This is a genomic window from Phytohabitans aurantiacus, assembly GCF_027923225.1.
Classification (GTDB): domain Bacteria; phylum Actinomycetota; class Actinomycetes; order Mycobacteriales; family Micromonosporaceae; genus Phytohabitans; species Phytohabitans aurantiacus.
The window spans coordinates 20,931-37,104 of sequence record NZ_BSDI01000004.1 but is presented as its reverse complement, the minus strand read 5'-3'; the positions used below and the strand labels follow the sequence as shown (position 1 = coordinate 37,104).

The following is a 16,174-nucleotide window of genomic DNA, read 5'->3' as shown; positions in this document are numbered from 1 at the left end:
CGCGCAACAGAACCCGTCAGACGCGGAAGCCGGCTGCTCGCGCGGCCTGTCGTTCCCTCTTCCGGGCACGCCGCCGGCGCAGCATCCAGGGAACGAAAAGCACCATGGCCACCAGGAACACCAGAACCAGCACCGGCAGCACGATGGCGACCAGCGACATCGTCACGCTGGTGACGTCTTCCGCGGTGCTCGCCACCGGTGCGCCCACACCCGCCGTCGACGCGTTGATGACGCCGCGTGACAGTGATTTGACCCCGTGCACCCCGAACGCGATCGCCACGCCCGCGACCACCGGTATCCACTGCTTGGTGTCGCCCGGGTCGCTCACCATCACGGTCTCCGAGCCGGCGCCCGCGCCGAACGCCAGCCCGCCCGCGGTCGGCCGCACCACCGTCTGGAGCATGTCGTTGATGTGGTCGACCACCGGCACCTTGTCGGCAATGATCTCCACGAGCAGCAGCACCGCGAGGATCGCCATGACCCAGCCGTTGCTGAGCCACCGCCACCCGTCGGGCAGGTCGAGGAGGTCGGTGTATCGCGCCAGCACACCCATCGTGAGCAGCGGAATGTAGGCATTGAGCCCGGCGGACGCGGCCAGGCCGGTCCCCGTGAGCGCTTCCAGCACGTGTCCAGCATGGCACTGCGACGCCAGCCCGCGCGTCTGGTCTAGTCTCTTCGGGTGCGGTTGGTCATAGCGCGATGCTCGGTGGACTATGTCGGACGGCTCTCGGCGCACCTGCCGCCAGCGACCCGGCTACTCATGATCAAGGCGGACGGGTCGGTTTCGATCCACGCCGACGACCGGGCCTACAAGCCACTCAACTGGATGAGCCCGCCCTGCCGTCTCGAAGAGGCGCCCGGCGTGTGGCGGGTCGTCAACAAGGCCGGCGAGGAGCTGCGCATCCTCCTGGAGGAGATCTTCCAGGACGTCTCGTACGAGCTGGGCGTCGACCCCGGGCTCCAGAAGGACGGCGTCGAGGCGCACCTGCAGGAGCTGCTGGCCGCCAACCCGACCGAGTTCGGCGACGGGTATGTGCTGGTCAAGCGGGAGTACATGACGGCGATCGGGCCGGTCGACCTGCTCTGCCGTGACGGCGCGGGCGCCGCGGTGGCGGTCGAGATCAAGCGGCGGGGCGAGATCGACGGTGTCGAGCAGCTCACCCGGTACCTCGAACTACTCAACCGCGATCCGCTGCTGTCGCCGGTCGCGGGCATCTTCGCGGCCCAGGAGATCAAGCCGCAGGCGCGGGTGCTCGCCGAAGACCGTGGCATCCGGTGCGTGGTCGTCAACTACGACAAGCTGCGCGGCATCGAGCGGGACGAGCTGACGCTGTTCTAGGGCTCTGACGCTCTTTTAGGGCTGGAGGGCCGGAGCCCGCTCCGGGGTAGCGGGCTCCAGCGTGCCCTCGCTCAGGCAGCCTTGCTGTTGACGGCGGCGACCTGCTTCGGCAGCGTGAACAGGTCGATCAGCAGGCCGATGCCCAGCCAACCGAACGTGAAGATGTAGCTGATCGCACGACCGGTCTTGCCCAGGTAGAACTGGTGGACGCCGATCACGCCAAGGAAGAACCAGAGCAGGTACGCGGTGCCAACGCTCTTCTGCGCGGGGGCCGCGACGTCAGTTGCCACAGAAAGTACGCCTCTCAATGGGATCGAAGATGGACGACGGGCAAGATACTCCCTTTGCCCGCGCCCCGCTGTCCCGTTGAGCACTGTGGACACTGTGCTGATGGGTCCACTACGGACGGTCAGTTGCCGCGCCCGTACATGAGCTTGATGACCTTGACGATGCGGTCGACCTGAGCGGGCGTGCGCTCGAACGTCATGGCCGGCAACAGCGACGGTCCACGCCGTCGAGTGACCGCCTTGGACCGGCCGAACTCGCGCAGGCCGTCGTCGCCGTGGATGCGCCCGAAGCCGGAGTCGCCCACGCCGCCGAAGGGCAGGGTCGACATGCCGACGAACGTGAGCGTCGAGTTGACCGCGCTCATGCCCGAGCGGAGCTTGCGAGCGATCGCCACCGCGCGCTGCCGGCCGAACACCGAGCCGCCCAGCCCGTACGGGACCGCGTTGGCGCGGGCCACCGCGTCGTCGGCGTCGCGCACCCGGGTGATCGTGAGGGTGGGGCCGAAGGTCTCCTCGCGAACCGCGGCCGAGTCTTCGGGTACGTCCACGAGGACGGTCGGCTTGACGTAGGGCGGCTGCACGGCTTCGGGCCCACCCAGTACCGCCCGGCCACCGCGCGCGATCGCGTCGTCGATGTGCCGGCGGATGATCTCGATCTGGGAGGGCATCGTGATCGGGCCGAGGTCGGCACCCTCGCCCGCGCCCACGGTCAGCTTGCCCGCGCGCTCCACCACCTTGGCGACGAACGCGTCGTACACGGGCTCGACGGCGTACACCCGCTCGATGCCGATGCACGTCTGGCCGGCGTTGGTCAGCCCGCCCCACACGCACGCCTCGGCCGCCTTGTCCAGGTCGGCGTCCGCGTCGACGATCATCGCGTCCTTGCCGCCGGCCTCCAGCAGTACTGGTGTCAGCGACTCGGCGCAGGCCGCCATCACCTTCTTCGCCGTCGCGGTCGAGCCGGTGAACGCCACCTTGCCCACCCCGGACCGGCACAGCGCCGCGCCGACGTCACCCAGACCGTGTACGGCTTGGAAGACTGGCTGCTCGGGCACCACCCGTGCGAACGAGTCGACCAGCCACTGCCCCACGGTCGGCGTGTACTCGCTCGGCTTGAACACCACGGCGTTTCCAGCGGCCAGCGCGTATGCGATCGAACCCACCGGTGTGAGCACCGGATAGTTCCACGGACCGATCACACCGATCACGCCGTACGGCTGATACTCCAGGTGCGCGGAGAACTCGGCCAGTACCAGCCGGCTGCGCATCCGGCGCGGCCCCAGCACCCGCCGGGCGTTGCGGGCGGCCCAGTCGATGTGCTCGATCGCGGAGACCGCCTCGACGATGGCCTCGGCGACCGGCTTGCCGCCTTCCTTGTTCGACAGCTCGGCCAGCGTGGTGATCTCGTGCGCGAGCAGTGCCCGCCAGCGCAGGAGGCGTTCCTTGCGGCCCGAGAATCCGAGCCCCGCCCACCAGAGGCCGGCCTCGCGACCCCGCTCGACGGCGCGCGCCACGTCGTCAGGCGTCGCCACCGCGAAGCGGCCGGCTTCCGCGCCGGTCGCCGGGTTGGTGGAGACCAGCTCGCCATCTTCGATCCGGGGCACGCCCGGGCTGTGCACCGCCGTCATGCCCGGAGTCTAAACCCGCACGTTACCCGCCGGTAAGGTCGATACCGCGATATCGCTGTAACTCCTTCCGTCGCCCTTACCTGATGACTACGGTCCGCGGCTATGTCTGAAGGACCCGTCCGAGTCCGCCCGCGTCGCGAAGACCCCCACAACGTCGTCTACTTCCGCCGGCATCGCGACGACGATCCGCTCGAGTCCATCCCGGGCCGCGACTTCCTCCGTTCCTGCCCGGTCCCCATACGTGCCAAGTTGTCGGCAGTCCTTGCCGCTGTCGCTGGCGCTCCACCGCATCGCTTCGCGGGCGGGGGCTATTGGGAAGTGATGCATGGTGACATGACCGGGTGGTTCGAGGTCCGCGTCGATGGCCCGAAGCCCTCCGGCGGTCGAGGTCGCCACCACTACAGACTCTTTTGCCTGATCGATCTCGATGCCAAGGACGTCGACCGGCCGCTGCTCGTCGTCGTCACCGGCGCTGCCAAGCCACTGCGGGCGACGCTCTCGGGCGAGGACTACGCCGCCGTGCGTCGGCTGGGCGCGGAGTACCGCTCGCGTGATCCGCGGTCGATCGCGTGAACTGTCACGCCGTTGGCGGCGGCCGGTGGCCGCGCATTTCGGCGGCGCGTATTGCCGTCGTCGTGGACGGGCGTCCGGCCCGCAGCGGCTCGGTCACTGCCTCGCGGTCGGCCGGCGGTAGAGGCTCGACGGATATGCGCAGGCCGAGCGCGGCCGCTACCTCGGCGAGGGTGCCGAGTGTCGGGTTGGCGTTGCCCGATGAGAAAAGCCGGCGGACGACAGCCGGCTCTGCACCTATCGTCCGGGCGAGCTCGGCCTTTGACAGGCCAGCAAGGACGCGGGCTTCGTCGAGCGCGTTGATGACGGCGTCGGTGGTGGCGATGCGCACGGACTCCTTGATGTATTCCCGAAGGAAGTCCGGGTCTTCCAGGTCGCGCGCCAGGTCTGCCCAGAACATGCTCGTCGTCATGTGGGATCACCTCCGATGATAGAAGCGTATCATATAAGTTACGGGAGGGCGGTGAAGTTTGCCACGGGGTGGGTGGTCGACGGGTGGCACGTGGCAGACTCGCGCGCAGAGCTCAACGACCGTTTAGGGGTGAATCGTGGCGCGCGAGTTCAGGACCGTCGGTGTGGTTGGTCTGGGCACCATGGGCGCTGGGATCGTCGAGGTTTTCGCCCGCAACGGGGTCGACGTACTGGCGGTCGAGATCAATGAGGCGGCCCTGGAGCGCGGACGCAGCACGCTCACCGGATCGACGGACCGGGCGGTGGCGAAGGGCAAGTTGAGCCCCGAAGACCGCGACGCGCTTCAGTCGCGGATCACCTTCGCCGTCGGGCTGGAGGCGCTGGACGACGTCGACCTGGTCATCGAGGCGGTGCCGGAGAAGCTGGAGCTGAAGCGGCAGATTTTCGGCGAGCTCGACCGCATCTGCAAGCCTGCCGCGATCCTGGCCACCAACACGTCGTCGTTGAGCGTCACCGAGATCTCGGTGGCCACTCACCGGCCGAACCAGGTGATCGGCATCCACTTCTTCAACCCGGCGCCGGTGATGAAGCTCGTCGAGATCATCCGCACCGTGGTGACCTCGCCTGAGGTGGTGGCCGACGTCGAGGCGCTGTGCACGCGGCTCGGCAAGGTCGACGTGACCATCAACGACCGGGCCGGGTTCATCGCGAACGCGCTGCTGTTCGGGTACCTCAACCACGCGGTGTCGATGTACGAGGCGAAGTACGCGTCGCGGGAGGATATCGACGCGGCGATGAAACTCGGCTGCGGGCTGCCGATGGGACCGCTCGCGCTGATGGACCTGATCGGCGTCGACACGGCGTACGAGATCCTCGACACCATGTACCGCCGGGGTGGGCGGGACCGCCGGCACGCACCGGTGCCCCTGATCAAGCAGATGGTCACCGCGGGACTGCTCGGCAGGAAGTCGGGACGGGGCTTCTACACCTACGAGAAGCCCGGTTCGCCTGTCGTCGTACCCGATGAGCAGACGCCGTCGCCGGAGTCGGCGGCCGCCGACGGCGCGCGTGGGATCGCGACCGTCGGCGTCGTGGGGTCCGGCACCATGGCCATCGGCATCATCGAGGTCTTCGCGAAGGCCGGCTACGAGGTCGTATCGGTGACCCGGGGCGGCGAGAAGTCCGCGTATGTCTGCGAGGCGGTGAAGAAGTCCCTCAACAAGGGCGTCGTGCGCGGCAAGCTCGCCGAGGCGGACCGCGACGCGGCGCTCGGGCGGGTGACCTGGTCGACGAACCTGGACCACCTCGCCGACGTCGACCTGGTCGTGGAGGCCGTGGTCGAGGAGCTGAGCGTCAAGCAGGCGCTCTTCGCGTCGCTCGACGAGATCTGCAAGCCGGGCGTCGTGCTGGCGACCACCACGTCCTCGTTGGCGGTGATCGAGTGCGCGATGTCGACCCACCGGCCGGCTGACGTCGTCGGGCTGCACTTCTTCAACCCGGCGCCCGTCATGCCGCTGGTCGAGATCGTGCGCACCATCCGGACGTCACCGGAGGCGGTGGCCACCGCCCGCGCCGTGGTCGCGGCGCTCGGCAAGACCGGCGTCGTGTGCGCGGACCGGTCCGGGTTCGTCGTCAACGCGCTGCTCTTCCCGTACCTGAACGACGCCGTCAAGATGCTCGAAGCCTCCTACGCCACCGCCGACGACATCGACCACGCCATGAAGCTGGGCTGTGGCTACCCGATGGGGCCGTTCGACCTCCTCGACGTCGTCGGGCTCGACGTGTCGCTGGCCATCCAGCGCGAGCTGTACCTGGAACTGCGCGAGCCCGGATTCGCCCCCGCGCCACTGCTCGAACACCTCGTCACCGCCGGTTACCTCGGACGCAAGGTCGGCAGGGGCTTCCGCGACTACACCGACCGGTAGGACGAGGTGGCCGGGAGACCTGGCCCACGTCGCTTACGCGCTGATCACGAGGGGTAGCTTGCCTACCGTGAGCCCCCGCCGAAACCATCGCCGCGACGACGTGGTGCCGCTCGACTCCGAGCGGGCTCGGCAGGGCGTGCAGCGGATGCAGTCGTGGGCGGACGGCGAGTGGATGGTGCGGAGCATCCCGGGGAGGGCGTCGGCGAAGACGTACCGCTGCCCGGGATGCAACCAGGAGATCCGGCCGGGCACGCCGCACGTGGTGGCGTGGCCGGCCGACGGTCGTGGCGACGAGGGTGACCGCCGCCACTGGCACACCGGCTGCTGGCAGGCTAGGGATCGCCGGCGGTGACAGACTGGCGGGGTGAGTCAAGCGATCCGCGCGAACTCGATCCTTCCGGCCCGCCGCGAAGACATCGAGCTGCACACGGCTGACGGTCTGCGCCTGGTCGGCGAGCTGGCCCAGCCGGTCGACCGTGACCCGGTGGCCACCCTGGTGTGCGTGCACCCGCTGCCCACCCACGGCGGCATGATGGACAGCCACGTGTTCCGCAAGGCGGCGTGGCGGTTGCCGGCGCTGGCCGGGCTGGCGGTGCTGAGGTTCAACACGCGAGGCACGAGCAGCACGCGCGGCACGAGCGAGGGCGCGTTCGACCACGCGGTGGGGGAGCGCTTCGATGTGGCGGCGGCCATCGAGTACGCGGAGTTCGCGTCGCTGCCGCGCGTCTGGCTGCTCGGGTGGTCGTTCGGCACCGACCTGACGCTCAAGTACGGCTGCGACCCGGCCGTGGAGGGCGCGATCCTGCTCTCGCCGCCGCTGCGGTTCGCCACCGACGAAGACTTGGCGACGTGGGCCGGCTCGGGTAAGCGGGTGACCGCGCTGGTGCCGGAGTTCGACGACTACCTGCGGCCCGACGAGGCCCGCCAGCGGTTCGCCGCGATACCGCAGGCGGACGTCGTGGGCGTACCGGGCGCGAAGCACCTGTGGGTCGGTGACGCGGAGAAGGTGCTCGACGAGATCGTGCGCCGGGTGGCGCCAGACGTGCCCACGCCTTTGCCGTCCACATGGGACGGTTCGATGGAGTCGGGCGACGCGAGCGCGTACGCGGACCGCACCGTGGCGGCGTTCGCCGACGTACCTCGTGATCAGCCCAACTTGTAAGCGATCATCGACTTGATCAGGCCGCAGAACCGCTCCGGCCGGATCGTCGAGTGCGGGAAGTAGTGCCGCATCTGGGTCTTGTCGATGAGCTCGGTCCAGAGCACGTTCTGCATCGCGGTGGCGCGGTCCTTCGCGGGCGTGTGCGACAGCGGCCAGTGGTGGGCGACCGTGGTGCGCAGCGACGTCGGAAGGAACTGCATCCCCGGCGCGACCCAGTGCGGCTCGATGGGGAAGAACCGGTACGGCGTCTGCACCCAGTGCGCGTCGGCGAGGGTGTGCACCGACTCGGCGAACCGCACCCGCCGCTCGTGGCCGCCCACGTGCTCGATGACCGAGTTGGAGAAGACGAGGTCGTAGCGGCGGCTCGCGATCTGCGGCGGCAGTGCGCAGGCGTCGCCGTAGTCGAGCTCCGCCCACTCGGGCAGCTCGCCGGGCAGCGGCTCCAGGTTGACCACGTGCACGTGCTTCGGGCGTACCGGCGCGCGCTCCCACGTGTCGACCCGGCCGCCGAGGTCGATGACCGACATCTGCGCGAGGTCGGGGAACGTCTCGCTCAGCCACAACGCCCGGCGCGCGCGGCGCCTGGCGCCCCACGAGTCCGGCGAGTCGACCAGCCGCCTGCGCAACGAATGAAGGCCCACGTGGGGAGGGTAGTGGTGGGTCACGCCCGCGCGGCAGAGCCCGGATGGATCAGCTATCCGACACTGACCGGGAGGTCGATGGCCTGCGCCACCCGTTCCGCGCGGCGGGCCCACGAATGGCCGCTCGCGAACTCCTGACGGCGGCGGATCAGCTCCGGCTGGCGGGCGTCGAGCGCGGCGTCGCGGACGGCGGCACCGAAGGCGGCCGGGTCGGTGACGACGGTCACCAGGTCGGTGTCGAGCCAGCGCACGGCGGGCAGGTCGGTGCTGACGACCGGCCGGCCGGCGGCCAGGTACTCCAATGTCTTGAGCGGGAACGAGGCCCGGTTGAAGGCGGAGTCGACGTACGGCGTCAGGCCCACGTCGATCACGCGGAAGTACGAGGGCAGTTCGGCGAACGGGCGCGGGCCCACCGCCATGACCCGCGGGTGCCGGCACAGCGCCGCGAACTCCTCGGCGGCCCAGCGCTCGTCGCGCGAGCCCACCATCAGCAGCGAACAGCCGGCCTCGACGACCGCGTTGAGCAGCCGGATGTCGATCCGGTCGGACAGGTGGCCCACGACGCCGGCGACCGGGCCGGGCAGGTCGACGCCGGGCGGCAGCGGGGCGGACTCCACGCCGGTGTACGCGTCGCTGCGCACCCCGCCGGGCACCACCACCGGGTCAGCACCGAGCGCCCGCCACTTCTCGGCCAGTACCTCCGAGACCACGATGACGCGGTCGGCGCGGGCGAGTGCCTTGTGCTCCTCGCGGGCCACGTCGTCGGGGTTGATCTGCATGAGGTCGGCGCCGGCGAGGTAGTCGTCGGTCGCGTAGAGGACGTCGATCACGTCGTCGCCCCACCGGCCCAGCAGGTCGGTGGCCGAGAACGCGATCACCGCCTTGGGCGCGACACCGAGCCGGCGCAGCGCCCAGCGGATCTGGCCGCGTACCAGCGCGGGCGTGGCGAGCCGGACGCCCCTGCGGGTGTGGAACGGCTGCGCCACGGTGGCGAGGCGCGTGATGCGAGGCGTCTCGCGGATCAGGCGGGGGCGCAGCGTGCGCGGCGCACCGTGCCGGTAGTCGGCCGGCGTCACCACGGACACCGGCGGGTCGACCCAGAGCACGCGGGCGTGCCGCGCGAGCTGAGTCGTGATGTGCCGGTCGGTGCGAGCCGTGCCGGACCATGAGTTCACCGCGCAGACGACCAGCCAGGGTGCCGTCTCGCCGCCCTGTTCGCCGTCTTCTGGTACCCGCTCCACCGCCATAGCCCGGCCAGCGTATCCGCGCCGCTGTTGGCGGCGGTGTCGGATGCCCGACGCAGGTCAGGGCATCAGGCGGCTCAGGACCTGAACCAGGCCCAGCGTGCGGTCTTGCCGTCCGCGAGCGCGTCGCCGAGGCTGCGGGCGCGGAGCCCGCGGTCGGCGAACCCTTCCAGGAGGAGCACCGCGAGCTTCCCGCGGTCGATGCCCGGCGCTGGGCCGTCGTCCGCGCCATCGTCAGGGCCGGCGAACCCGTCGTGCGCCAGCACGATCTCGCCAGCGGCGGCGTCCGGCAGCGCGTCGCCCGCGAGGCTCTCCTCGGGCAGGTCGCGCCAGTCGGCGGGCGTCGGGCCCCAGCCGACCGGCATGAGGCCGGCCCGCCGGACCGCGAGCCAGTGAGGCAGCCGCAACGCGCCGTACGGCGCCCGGAACCACCGCACGGCGGTGCCGGCGGCGTCTTCCAACTCGGCGCGCCCGGCCCGGACCCGGCGCAGCACCTCGGCCGGCGCGACCGTCGTGAGCCGGGTGTGGTCCAGCCCGTGCAGGGCGATCTCGTGGCCGGCGGCCGCGACCTCGGTCAGCAGACGCGGGTATCGCCGGACGCGGCTCATCAGCACGAAGAACGTGGCCGTGGCACCAGCGTTTGCGAGCGCCTCCAGCACGGCCGGAGTCGCCACCGGATCGGGGCCGTCGTCGTATGTCAGCACGATCTGCGGCTGGCTGGTCTGGACGGCGCGCACGGTGCCGACGGGCCGGCTGAGGACCCGCGCGGCCTGCTTGAGCGAACTCACCGATTCACGATAGAGAGGCGGACGCCCGGAACGGCCCTCAGTCGGATATCCGTCGCTGCGCGCCTGGCCAGGGCGTGGATAGAGTCGGCTGTCCGGCCATCGCGAGGGGTGCAGCGTGGAGTTCTACCGGGACCTGTTGGCGGTAAGCGGCGCGCGGGCGCCCGCGGGCGCCGTCCCGTTCGGCGGCGCCGCCGCCTCCGAAACGCTGCCGTGGGGTCGGCTCTGGCTCGGTGGTGGGTTGAAACCCGGGGCGTCCGACCGCGACCGGGTGGTCGCCCTCGCGCTCGGTCCGCGCGACCATGATTTCGGTACTGTCGACGCGCCAACCCTGCGCAAGTGGCTGCACTCGGGCACCGAGCTGGCGCGGCTGGCGGCACCGTTCGCGGGAGCCGCGCACGACGACGCGGAGTTCGTGCTGGCGACCGACCACAGCGGGCTCCGGCACCTCTATGGCGTACGCGGAGACGGCTGGGCGGCGGTGTCCACGTCCGCGATCGAGCTGGCCCGGCTGGCCGGTGCGCCGCTCGACCGGAACACCATGGGCACGTTCGCGGTGACCGGGTTCCACCTGGGCGAGAGCACCCCGTTCCGTGGCGTACGCAAGATCCGCCCCGGCACGGCGTGGCGCCTGTCGAACGGCGACCTGACCGACGCGCCGTACGGCGAAGACCACACCGAAGTGCCCCGCGGCTCCCAGGTAGCGGCGATGGCCGGCCTGCTCCGCGGTCTCGTCGAGCGCTGCCTCGACGAAAACCCCGACACCGTCTTCGAGTTGTCCGGCGGCTTCGACAGCCGCCTGCTCTTCGCCGCGCTTCCCGCCTCCCGGCGTGCCGGTGTGCGCACCCTCACACTCTCGGCGCCGGGTCGCGCCGACGCCCCGATCGCGGGTGCGCTGGCCGCACAGTTCCGCACCGACCACCAGGTCATCGACCTCACCGGGCTGGCCGCCCTCGGTCCGGAGGCCGCGCACGAGCTGGTGATGTCGTCGGCACGCCGCCACGACATCCTGGGCAACCCGGTCGCCCTCGGCGTGCTCGACTGGGTGGAGAGCCAGGTGCCGCCCGGCGTCCGGATCACCGGGCAGGGCGGCGAGATGGCCCGCGGCAGCTACCACATGGGCCAGACGCAGCAACCGACCGCCAACGACGAGCTGATCGACCGGCTGGCGAGGTGGTGGTTCATCACGAACGATGCCACCGACGCCGCCTGCCTCCAGCCCGACTTCGCCGAGTCGGCGCGCGCAGACGCGACGGCGGCGATCCGGGCCGCGTTCGCGGAGTACGACACCGACTGGCTGACCGCGATCGACGAGTTCTTCCTGCGCGAGCGGGTGCACCGGTGGGTGGGCATCAACTTCACCGGCGCCTGCCTCAGCCGCACGATCGTCGCGCCGTACCTCGACCCGCGCTTCCTCGCGATCGCCCGCTCCGTGCCGCCGACCGAGCGCAGCGGGTCGGGCTTCGCGGCCCGGGTACTGGAGCAGCTCGACCCGTGGCTCGCCAACGCGCGCCTCGCCACCGGGGTACGCCCGAAGCACCTGCCGCGCAAGTACGTGCCGCGGGCGCTGGCCGAGTACTCGGTGCTCAAGTACGCCAAGCGGGGCGCGGAGAAGGTGTACCAGTTCGCGCGCGGGCAGGCCGCCACCGCGGCCGGTACTCCGGTGCTGGCGGGCCTGGTCGTCGACCACTGGCGCGCCCACCCCGTCCTGGTCGAGCCGGCCCTGCGTTCCGGCCTCATCCGCGAGGACTGGCTGGCCGGCCTCCTCGCGGGGGAGCACGGCACCGACGCCGCGACAGTCGGCTTCCTGGCCAACCTGGTAGTGGCCGCACACGACCTCTCGTGATCAGGGCGTCCCTCAGGTTGCTCTAACGACTTGAGGGACGCCCTGATCACGGAGCGGGCCAGCCGGCTAGCCAGGCGCGGCGGGCACGCCAGACCGGGCGCCAAGGGCTGTTGCGGCGCAGGAGTGCCGCGATGCCTGCCCTGAGGCCGACGCCAGCCGCCAGGAGGGCGCGGCCGAGCGCGGCGCGCCCCGGGGACCAGCGCAGGCGGAGATAGGTGCATTTGCCGCGGAGCAGCATCTCGATTTTGCGGGGGCTGGTGCCGCCCGACGCCGCCCCGCCGAGGTGGCGCAGCGCCGCTTCGGGTACCAGGACCGGCTGAGCGCCGAGAGCGTGCGCCCGAGCGCAAAGGTCGACGTCTTCGCTGTACATGAAGTAGTCCGGGGTGAAGCCGCCCAGCGCCGTGAACAGGTCGCGCCGGATCAGCATCAGGCAGCCGGAGACAGCGGGCACCGCGCGCGGGGTCGTGCGGTCGTACCCAGGCAGTTCCTCAGGGTTGAGCAGCGGTCCGAGCCACCGGACCCGCCGGCCGAGCGTGGAGAGGCCGAGCGCGAACGACACGTACTGCCGAAGTGTGGGCAGCGCGAGGCAGGAGCGCAGGTCGTCGGTGCCGTCGGGGTGCAGGGTGCGGCCCGTGTAGATGCCGTGCTCGGGGTGCGCCGACGCGTACGCCAGCAGGGCGCCCACCACGTCGCCGACCGGCTCGGTGTCGGGGTTGACCAGCAGCAGCCACTCGCCGCTGGCGTGCCGGGCGCCGTGGTTCATCGCCCGGCCGAAACCGATGTTGTCGGGCAGCGCCTCGACGGTGGCGGCGGGGAACGCGGCGGCGATCGCCTCGGCCGAACCGTCGCCCGAGGCGTTGTCGACGATCACCATCTCGTGCGCGGCGGCGGTCGCCTTCTCCAGCGCCGAGAGCGCTCGAATCGCCAGCTCGCACGTGCGGTACGAGACCATGAGCACGCTGACCGTGGGAGTCATGTGCTGGCCGCCGTTCGCGATGACGCGTCGTGTCCCCAGTCGGTGCCGCGCCGCGCCTTGAGCTCGGCGGCGACCGTGATGCCGAAGTAGCAGACAGCGGCGGGCAGCAGCCAGGGGCGTCTGAGACTCACCCGCAGCCACGCCGAATTGCCCGCCTCGCGCACCTGCGTGGACGTGGCGCGGAGGCTGCGGTTGCCGGCCCGCACCCGGGCCAGCCGCCGCACGAGGTCGCCGGTGCGGCGGGGCGTGGCGACCCGGGATACGACCGAGGTGACCTCGCGCTTCTCGCCGGGGGTGAAGAGTGAGTCGAGGAAGAGGTCGTCGGCCACGATGCCGGGGAACCGGTCGAACCGCGAGCGCCCCTCCTTCGCGAGCACGATCACGCCGCGGCCGAAGAGCGTGCCCCGGAACGCGGGCAGCCGGCGGTTGATGGCGTAGTACCCCTTGATCGGCAGGGCGGCGCCCTTGCTGTCCGGTACTCGGGAAGCCGTGGACGCCAGTACGCCGTGCGCGTCGAGGGCGGCGGCGAGCGTGCGGATCTGGTCGGCGGTGAACGTCATGTCGGCGTCGAGGTACACGCGCGGGAAGCTCGTCGCCGCCTCGTCGCCCGCGTTGAGCGCGGCGGCCTTGGACGCCTCGGTCAGCTCGATCACGCGTACGCCGGGCCGGGCGCGCGCCTCCTCCGCGGTGCCGTCGGCGCAGCCGTTGGCCACCACGGTCACGTCGAGCTCCTCGCGCCCGTACCCGGCCGCGAGCAGGGTGTCGAGGCAGCGCCCGATGACCTGTGCCTCGTTGTGCGCGGCGATGACGATGCTGATCGTCACGAGGAGTTCTCCGCACGGTGCCGGCCGGGCTGCTCGGTGCGCGGCCCGGGGATGCTGGCACCCTGGTCCGGCGCCGAGCCGCGGAAGAGGCGGCGCCACATGCCGGCGTACCGGGCGCCCTGGTGCTCCCACGACAGCTCGCCGGCGAAGCGCTGCAACGCGATCTCGCGCATCGCCGCCCGGCGCGGCTCGTCGTCGAGCAGCGCGTCGATCGCGGCGGCGAACTCCTCTGGCGAGCCGGTCGGCACGTACACCGCGGCGTCCGCGGCGGTCCGGCGGGTCTCGACCAGGTCGACCGCCACGACGGGGATGCCCCGGCTGACGTACTCCACCGACTTCGCCATCGTGGACAGGTGGTTCATCCGGGTCGGCAGGTCGGGCTGGATCGCCACGGTGGCGGTCTGCAGCAGGGCGTCGACTTCGGCTCCGTCGAGCCAGCCGGTGAACCGGACCGCGTCTTCGAGCCCGCTCGCGCCGACGAGTTCCTTCAGCTCGGCCAAGGTCTCACCGTCGCCGGCGATGACGACCTCCCAGTCGCGCTCGCCGCGCACCTTGGTGAGCGCCGAGGCGGTGTGCACGACGCCCGCGACGTTGTCCTGCTTGCCGAGCACGCCGAGGTAGACGATGCGGTGTACCCCGTCGGGCGCGAGCTGCGGGGGCACGGTGGCCACCTCGCGGGCGGCGGGCCCGTTGCGCACGACCGTCACCTTGTCCGCCGGCACGCCGCGCGCGAGCGCGTTCTCCCGGAACGACTCGTTGGTCGCCACGACGGCCGAGGCGGTGCGCAGGGTCAGCCATTCGAGCCCCACGAGCGTGCGGTACACGAACTTGTTGGGCTCCTCGTCGCTGCGCGTGGCGTACACCTCTGGACACAGGTCGTGGTGGTCGAACACCCACGGCCGGCCCATCGCCCGGATCAGCAGCGCCAGCGGCCAGTACACGTCTGGCGGGTTGCAGACCTGAACCGCGTGCGCGCGCCCGCGTGCGACCTCGCCGAGGAGGCGGACCGCCACGCAGAGGAACGACCACAGGAACTCGGCCGCGAACGACAGCACGCCGGAGCCGTACACGTACACCGGGTACGGCTTGAGCACGGTGTTGCGGCTGCCCGGCAGTACGCGCAGACCCGGTTTCCCGCGTGGCGCGATGACGGTCACCTCGTACCCGTGCTCCTCCAACGTCAGGCACTCCCGGATCACCCTGCGGTCCCGCTCTGCGGGCAAGTTGGCGATCAGGATCGTGACGTGCCTCGGGCGCCGGCTACGGACCCGGTGCGACTCAGTGGTCAACGCGCCTCACCTCGTGGGAAGGGCCGACAAGCTCTAGCGAGTTTCCCCTGCCGAGAAGGGGTCCGCGGTTGCTTTGTCGCGTTGCTTACATGAACTCCGGCCGTTCGTGCCCGACCGCTGTCTCGATGGCTTCCACCGCTTGGGCGGCCGCACGCTCCCAGGAGAACCAGGTGCGGATCTCGGCGGCGCCGGCCTGGCACTTGGCGTACAGCGCCTCGTCACCGAGCACTCCGGCGATCAGTTCGGCCAGCTCAGCCGGATCGTCGCGGGAGAGCAACGCGCCGTTTACGCCCGGTTTGATCATTTCTGGCATGGCGAACGCGTCCCGCCCGACGCACGGCAGCCCCCGGGCGAGCGCCTCGGCGAACACCAGACCGAAGCCCTCGATCCGGGTCGGCAGTACGAAAAGGTCGTGGGTGTCGTAGAGCGTGGCGACCTCGCGCAGGGGCAGGGCCCCGCGGAAGTCCACACCGTCCGGTGGCCCGCCGGGCAGTGGCCACTCGCGCGGACCGACCATCGTGACGGTGATTTCGGGGTCGACATCGCGGCGCAGAATGCGCAACGCCTCCAGTACGAGATCGCCGCCCTTGCCGTCGAACGTCCGGCCCACGAAGAGCAGCCGGGTGCGCCGCCCCGAGGGCGGCGGCGGGCGCAGGGGAGCCTCGCCTGCGTCGAGGTGGAGGCCCGGGTGCAGCACGTGTACCCGCTCGGGCGGGAGCCCGGTGTCCTCGATGAGGCTTCGGGCGAGCCAGTGACTCATGGCGAACACACCGGTCGCCTTTTCGTACACCCGAAGCTGTCTTTCCCGGCGCCGTTTGAGCTCGTCCAGCGACAGTTCACGGAAAATCGGCTGGCCGGTCTCGACCAATTTGATCAACGCGTCGAAGCTCATGTCCTGGTACACGAAGAACGGGAGGTCGAGCGGTGCCAGGTCCTGAATCTCCAGTACCGCCGCGCAGCCCTCCCGGACGGCGCTGGTGCGGATCTGCCGCGCGCAGTACGCGTCGGTGAGCCGCGCCTGCTCCCACAGCGTGCTCAGGCGCCCGTCGCGGACCCGCAGATGCAGTGCGGCGAGCGCGGCCCGCGTGGTTTTGGGTAGCGACACGCCGACGTCGCGCACGTCGCTGATCCGCCGCATGGCGGCGCGCAGGTGCCAGGGAGTGTGAGACCAGGTCGAGGGAGGATGGCGGTCCCACAGGCACGCGAACCCGATGCGCATCCTGGTCCTTCCGTTTGTGCTGTGTCCG

17 protein-coding genes are annotated in these 16,174 nt (G+C 70.9%); 6 read left to right on the top strand and 11 right to left on the bottom strand.

Annotated elements, in window-relative coordinates:
• Window positions 1-16 precede the first annotated feature (16 nt).
• Entirely contained in the window at window positions 17-625 is a 609-nt protein-coding gene (locus QMG73_RS04760) for a DUF4126 domain-containing protein (RefSeq protein ID WP_281892685.1), read from the bottom strand.
• Between the two features lie 54 nt (window positions 626-679).
• Between QMG73_RS04760 and nucS the strand changes: the two genes are divergently transcribed.
• Window positions 680-1,339, top strand: coding sequence for an endonuclease NucS (gene nucS / locus QMG73_RS04755; protein ID WP_281892684.1), 660 nt, complete (start codon window positions 680-682; stop codon window positions 1,337-1,339).
• A 71-nt stretch (window positions 1,340-1,410) separates the two neighbouring features.
• Here the strand turns inward: nucS and QMG73_RS04750 are convergent, their stop codons facing one another.
• Both QMG73_RS04750 and QMG73_RS04745 read right to left on the bottom strand, forming a co-directional pair.
• Entirely contained in the window at window positions 1,411-1,629 is a 219-nt protein-coding gene (locus tag QMG73_RS04750; protein ID WP_281892682.1) for a TM2 domain-containing protein, read from the bottom strand.
• 119 nt (window positions 1,630-1,748) lie between these two features.
• Window positions 1,749-3,254, bottom strand: a complete 1,506-nt coding sequence (locus tag QMG73_RS04745) for an aldehyde dehydrogenase family protein (protein ID WP_281892681.1) — start codon at window positions 3,252-3,254, stop codon at window positions 1,749-1,751.
• Window positions 3,255-3,356: 102 nt separating this feature from the next.
• Between QMG73_RS04745 and QMG73_RS04740 the strand changes: the two genes are divergently transcribed.
• On the top strand, window positions 3,357-3,827 hold the full coding sequence (locus tag QMG73_RS04740; protein WP_281892680.1) for a hypothetical protein: 471 nt from the start codon (window positions 3,357-3,359) through the stop codon (window positions 3,825-3,827).
• A 4-nt stretch (window positions 3,828-3,831) separates the two neighbouring features.
• Here the strand turns inward: QMG73_RS04740 and QMG73_RS04735 are convergent, their stop codons facing one another.
• The gene (locus QMG73_RS04735; protein ID WP_281892679.1) at window positions 3,832-4,236 is read right to left on the bottom strand and encodes a helix-turn-helix domain-containing transcriptional regulator; all 405 of its coding nucleotides are present in this window, start codon (window positions 4,234-4,236) and stop codon (window positions 3,832-3,834) included.
• A 136-nt stretch (window positions 4,237-4,372) separates the two neighbouring features.
• Here QMG73_RS04735 and QMG73_RS04730 point away from each other — a divergent pair, with 136 nt between their 5' ends.
• The 3 genes from QMG73_RS04730 to QMG73_RS04720 all read left to right on the top strand — a co-directional run bounded on the left by QMG73_RS04730 (window position 4,373) and on the right by QMG73_RS04720 (window position 7,322).
• Window positions 4,373-6,160, top strand: a complete 1,788-nt coding sequence (locus tag QMG73_RS04730; RefSeq protein WP_281892678.1) for a 3-hydroxyacyl-CoA dehydrogenase family protein — start codon at window positions 4,373-4,375, stop codon at window positions 6,158-6,160.
• A gap of 103 nt (window positions 6,161-6,263) precedes the next feature.
• A complete protein-coding gene (locus QMG73_RS04725) occupies window positions 6,264-6,512 on the top strand; it encodes a hypothetical protein (RefSeq protein WP_281893046.1) in 249 nt (82 codons plus the stop codon).
• 12 nt (window positions 6,513-6,524) lie between these two features.
• Window positions 6,525-7,322 carry an alpha/beta hydrolase gene (locus tag QMG73_RS04720; RefSeq protein WP_281892677.1) on the top strand — a complete coding sequence of 266 codons (798 nt, stop codon included), beginning with the start codon at window positions 6,525-6,527 and terminating at the stop codon, window positions 7,320-7,322.
• Here the strand turns inward: QMG73_RS04720 and QMG73_RS04715 are convergent.
• The 3 genes from QMG73_RS04715 to QMG73_RS04705 form a co-directional block, all read right to left on the bottom strand.
• Entirely contained in the window at window positions 7,307-7,963 is a 657-nt protein-coding gene (locus QMG73_RS04715) for a class I SAM-dependent methyltransferase (RefSeq protein ID WP_281892676.1), read from the bottom strand. The genes QMG73_RS04720 and QMG73_RS04715 overlap by 16 nt on opposite strands.
• Window positions 7,964-8,016: 53 nt before the next feature.
• Window positions 8,017-9,210 (bottom strand): glycosyltransferase, encoded by a 1,194-nt coding sequence (locus tag QMG73_RS04710; RefSeq protein ID WP_281892675.1) that lies wholly within the window; start codon window positions 9,208-9,210, stop codon window positions 8,017-8,019.
• Between the two features lie 74 nt (window positions 9,211-9,284).
• The gene (locus tag QMG73_RS04705) at window positions 9,285-9,995 is read right to left on the bottom strand and encodes a polysaccharide deacetylase family protein (RefSeq protein ID WP_281892674.1); all 711 of its coding nucleotides are present in this window, start codon (window positions 9,993-9,995) and stop codon (window positions 9,285-9,287) included.
• A gap of 115 nt (window positions 9,996-10,110) precedes the next feature.
• On the opposite strand from QMG73_RS04705, the gene QMG73_RS04700 reads away from it, so the two are divergent.
• Window positions 10,111-11,838 (top strand): asparagine synthase-related protein, encoded by a 1,728-nt coding sequence (locus QMG73_RS04700; protein ID WP_281892673.1) that lies wholly within the window; start codon window positions 10,111-10,113, stop codon window positions 11,836-11,838.
• A 46-nt stretch (window positions 11,839-11,884) separates the two neighbouring features.
• Here the strand turns inward: QMG73_RS04700 and QMG73_RS04695 are convergent, their stop codons facing one another.
• The 4 genes from QMG73_RS04695 to QMG73_RS04680 form a co-directional block, all read right to left on the bottom strand.
• Window positions 11,885-12,814, bottom strand: coding sequence for a glycosyltransferase family 2 protein (locus QMG73_RS04695; RefSeq protein WP_281892672.1), 930 nt, complete (start codon window positions 12,812-12,814; stop codon window positions 11,885-11,887).
• A complete protein-coding gene (locus QMG73_RS04690; RefSeq protein WP_281892671.1) occupies window positions 12,811-13,638 on the bottom strand; it encodes a glycosyltransferase in 828 nt (275 codons plus the stop codon). The genes QMG73_RS04695 and QMG73_RS04690 overlap by 4 nt, the downstream gene beginning before the upstream one ends.
• A complete protein-coding gene (locus QMG73_RS04685; protein WP_281892669.1) occupies window positions 13,635-14,927 on the bottom strand; it encodes a glycosyltransferase family 4 protein in 1,293 nt (430 codons plus the stop codon). Before QMG73_RS04685 ends, QMG73_RS04690 begins: the two co-directional genes overlap by 4 nt.
• Window positions 14,928-15,012: 85 nt before the next feature.
• Window positions 15,013-16,146: a glycosyltransferase family 4 protein gene (locus QMG73_RS04680; protein WP_281892668.1), complete on the bottom strand. Its 1,134-nt coding sequence runs from the start codon at window positions 16,144-16,146 to the stop codon at window positions 15,013-15,015.
• Between the last annotated feature and the right edge of the window lie 28 nt (window positions 16,147-16,174).

Coding starts and splice junctions, on each gene's coding strand:
- QMG73_RS04740 (WP_281892680.1), top strand. CDS start 3,357: ATGTCTGAAGGACCCGTCCGAGTCCGCCCGCGTCGCGAAGACCCCCAC.
- QMG73_RS04735 (WP_281892679.1), bottom strand. CDS start 4,236: ATGACGACGAGCATGTTCTGGGCAGACCTGGCGCGCGACCTGGAAGAC.
- QMG73_RS04745 (WP_281892681.1), bottom strand. CDS start 3,254: ATGACGGCGGTGCACAGCCCGGGCGTGCCCCGGATCGAAGATGGCGAG.
- QMG73_RS04710 (WP_281892675.1), bottom strand. CDS start 9,210: ATGGCGGTGGAGCGGGTACCAGAAGACGGCGAACAGGGCGGCGAGACG.
- QMG73_RS04680 (WP_281892668.1), bottom strand. CDS start 16,146: ATGCGCATCGGGTTCGCGTGCCTGTGGGACCGCCATCCTCCCTCGACC.
- QMG73_RS04695 (WP_281892672.1), bottom strand. CDS start 12,814: ATGACTCCCACGGTCAGCGTGCTCATGGTCTCGTACCGCACGTGCGAG.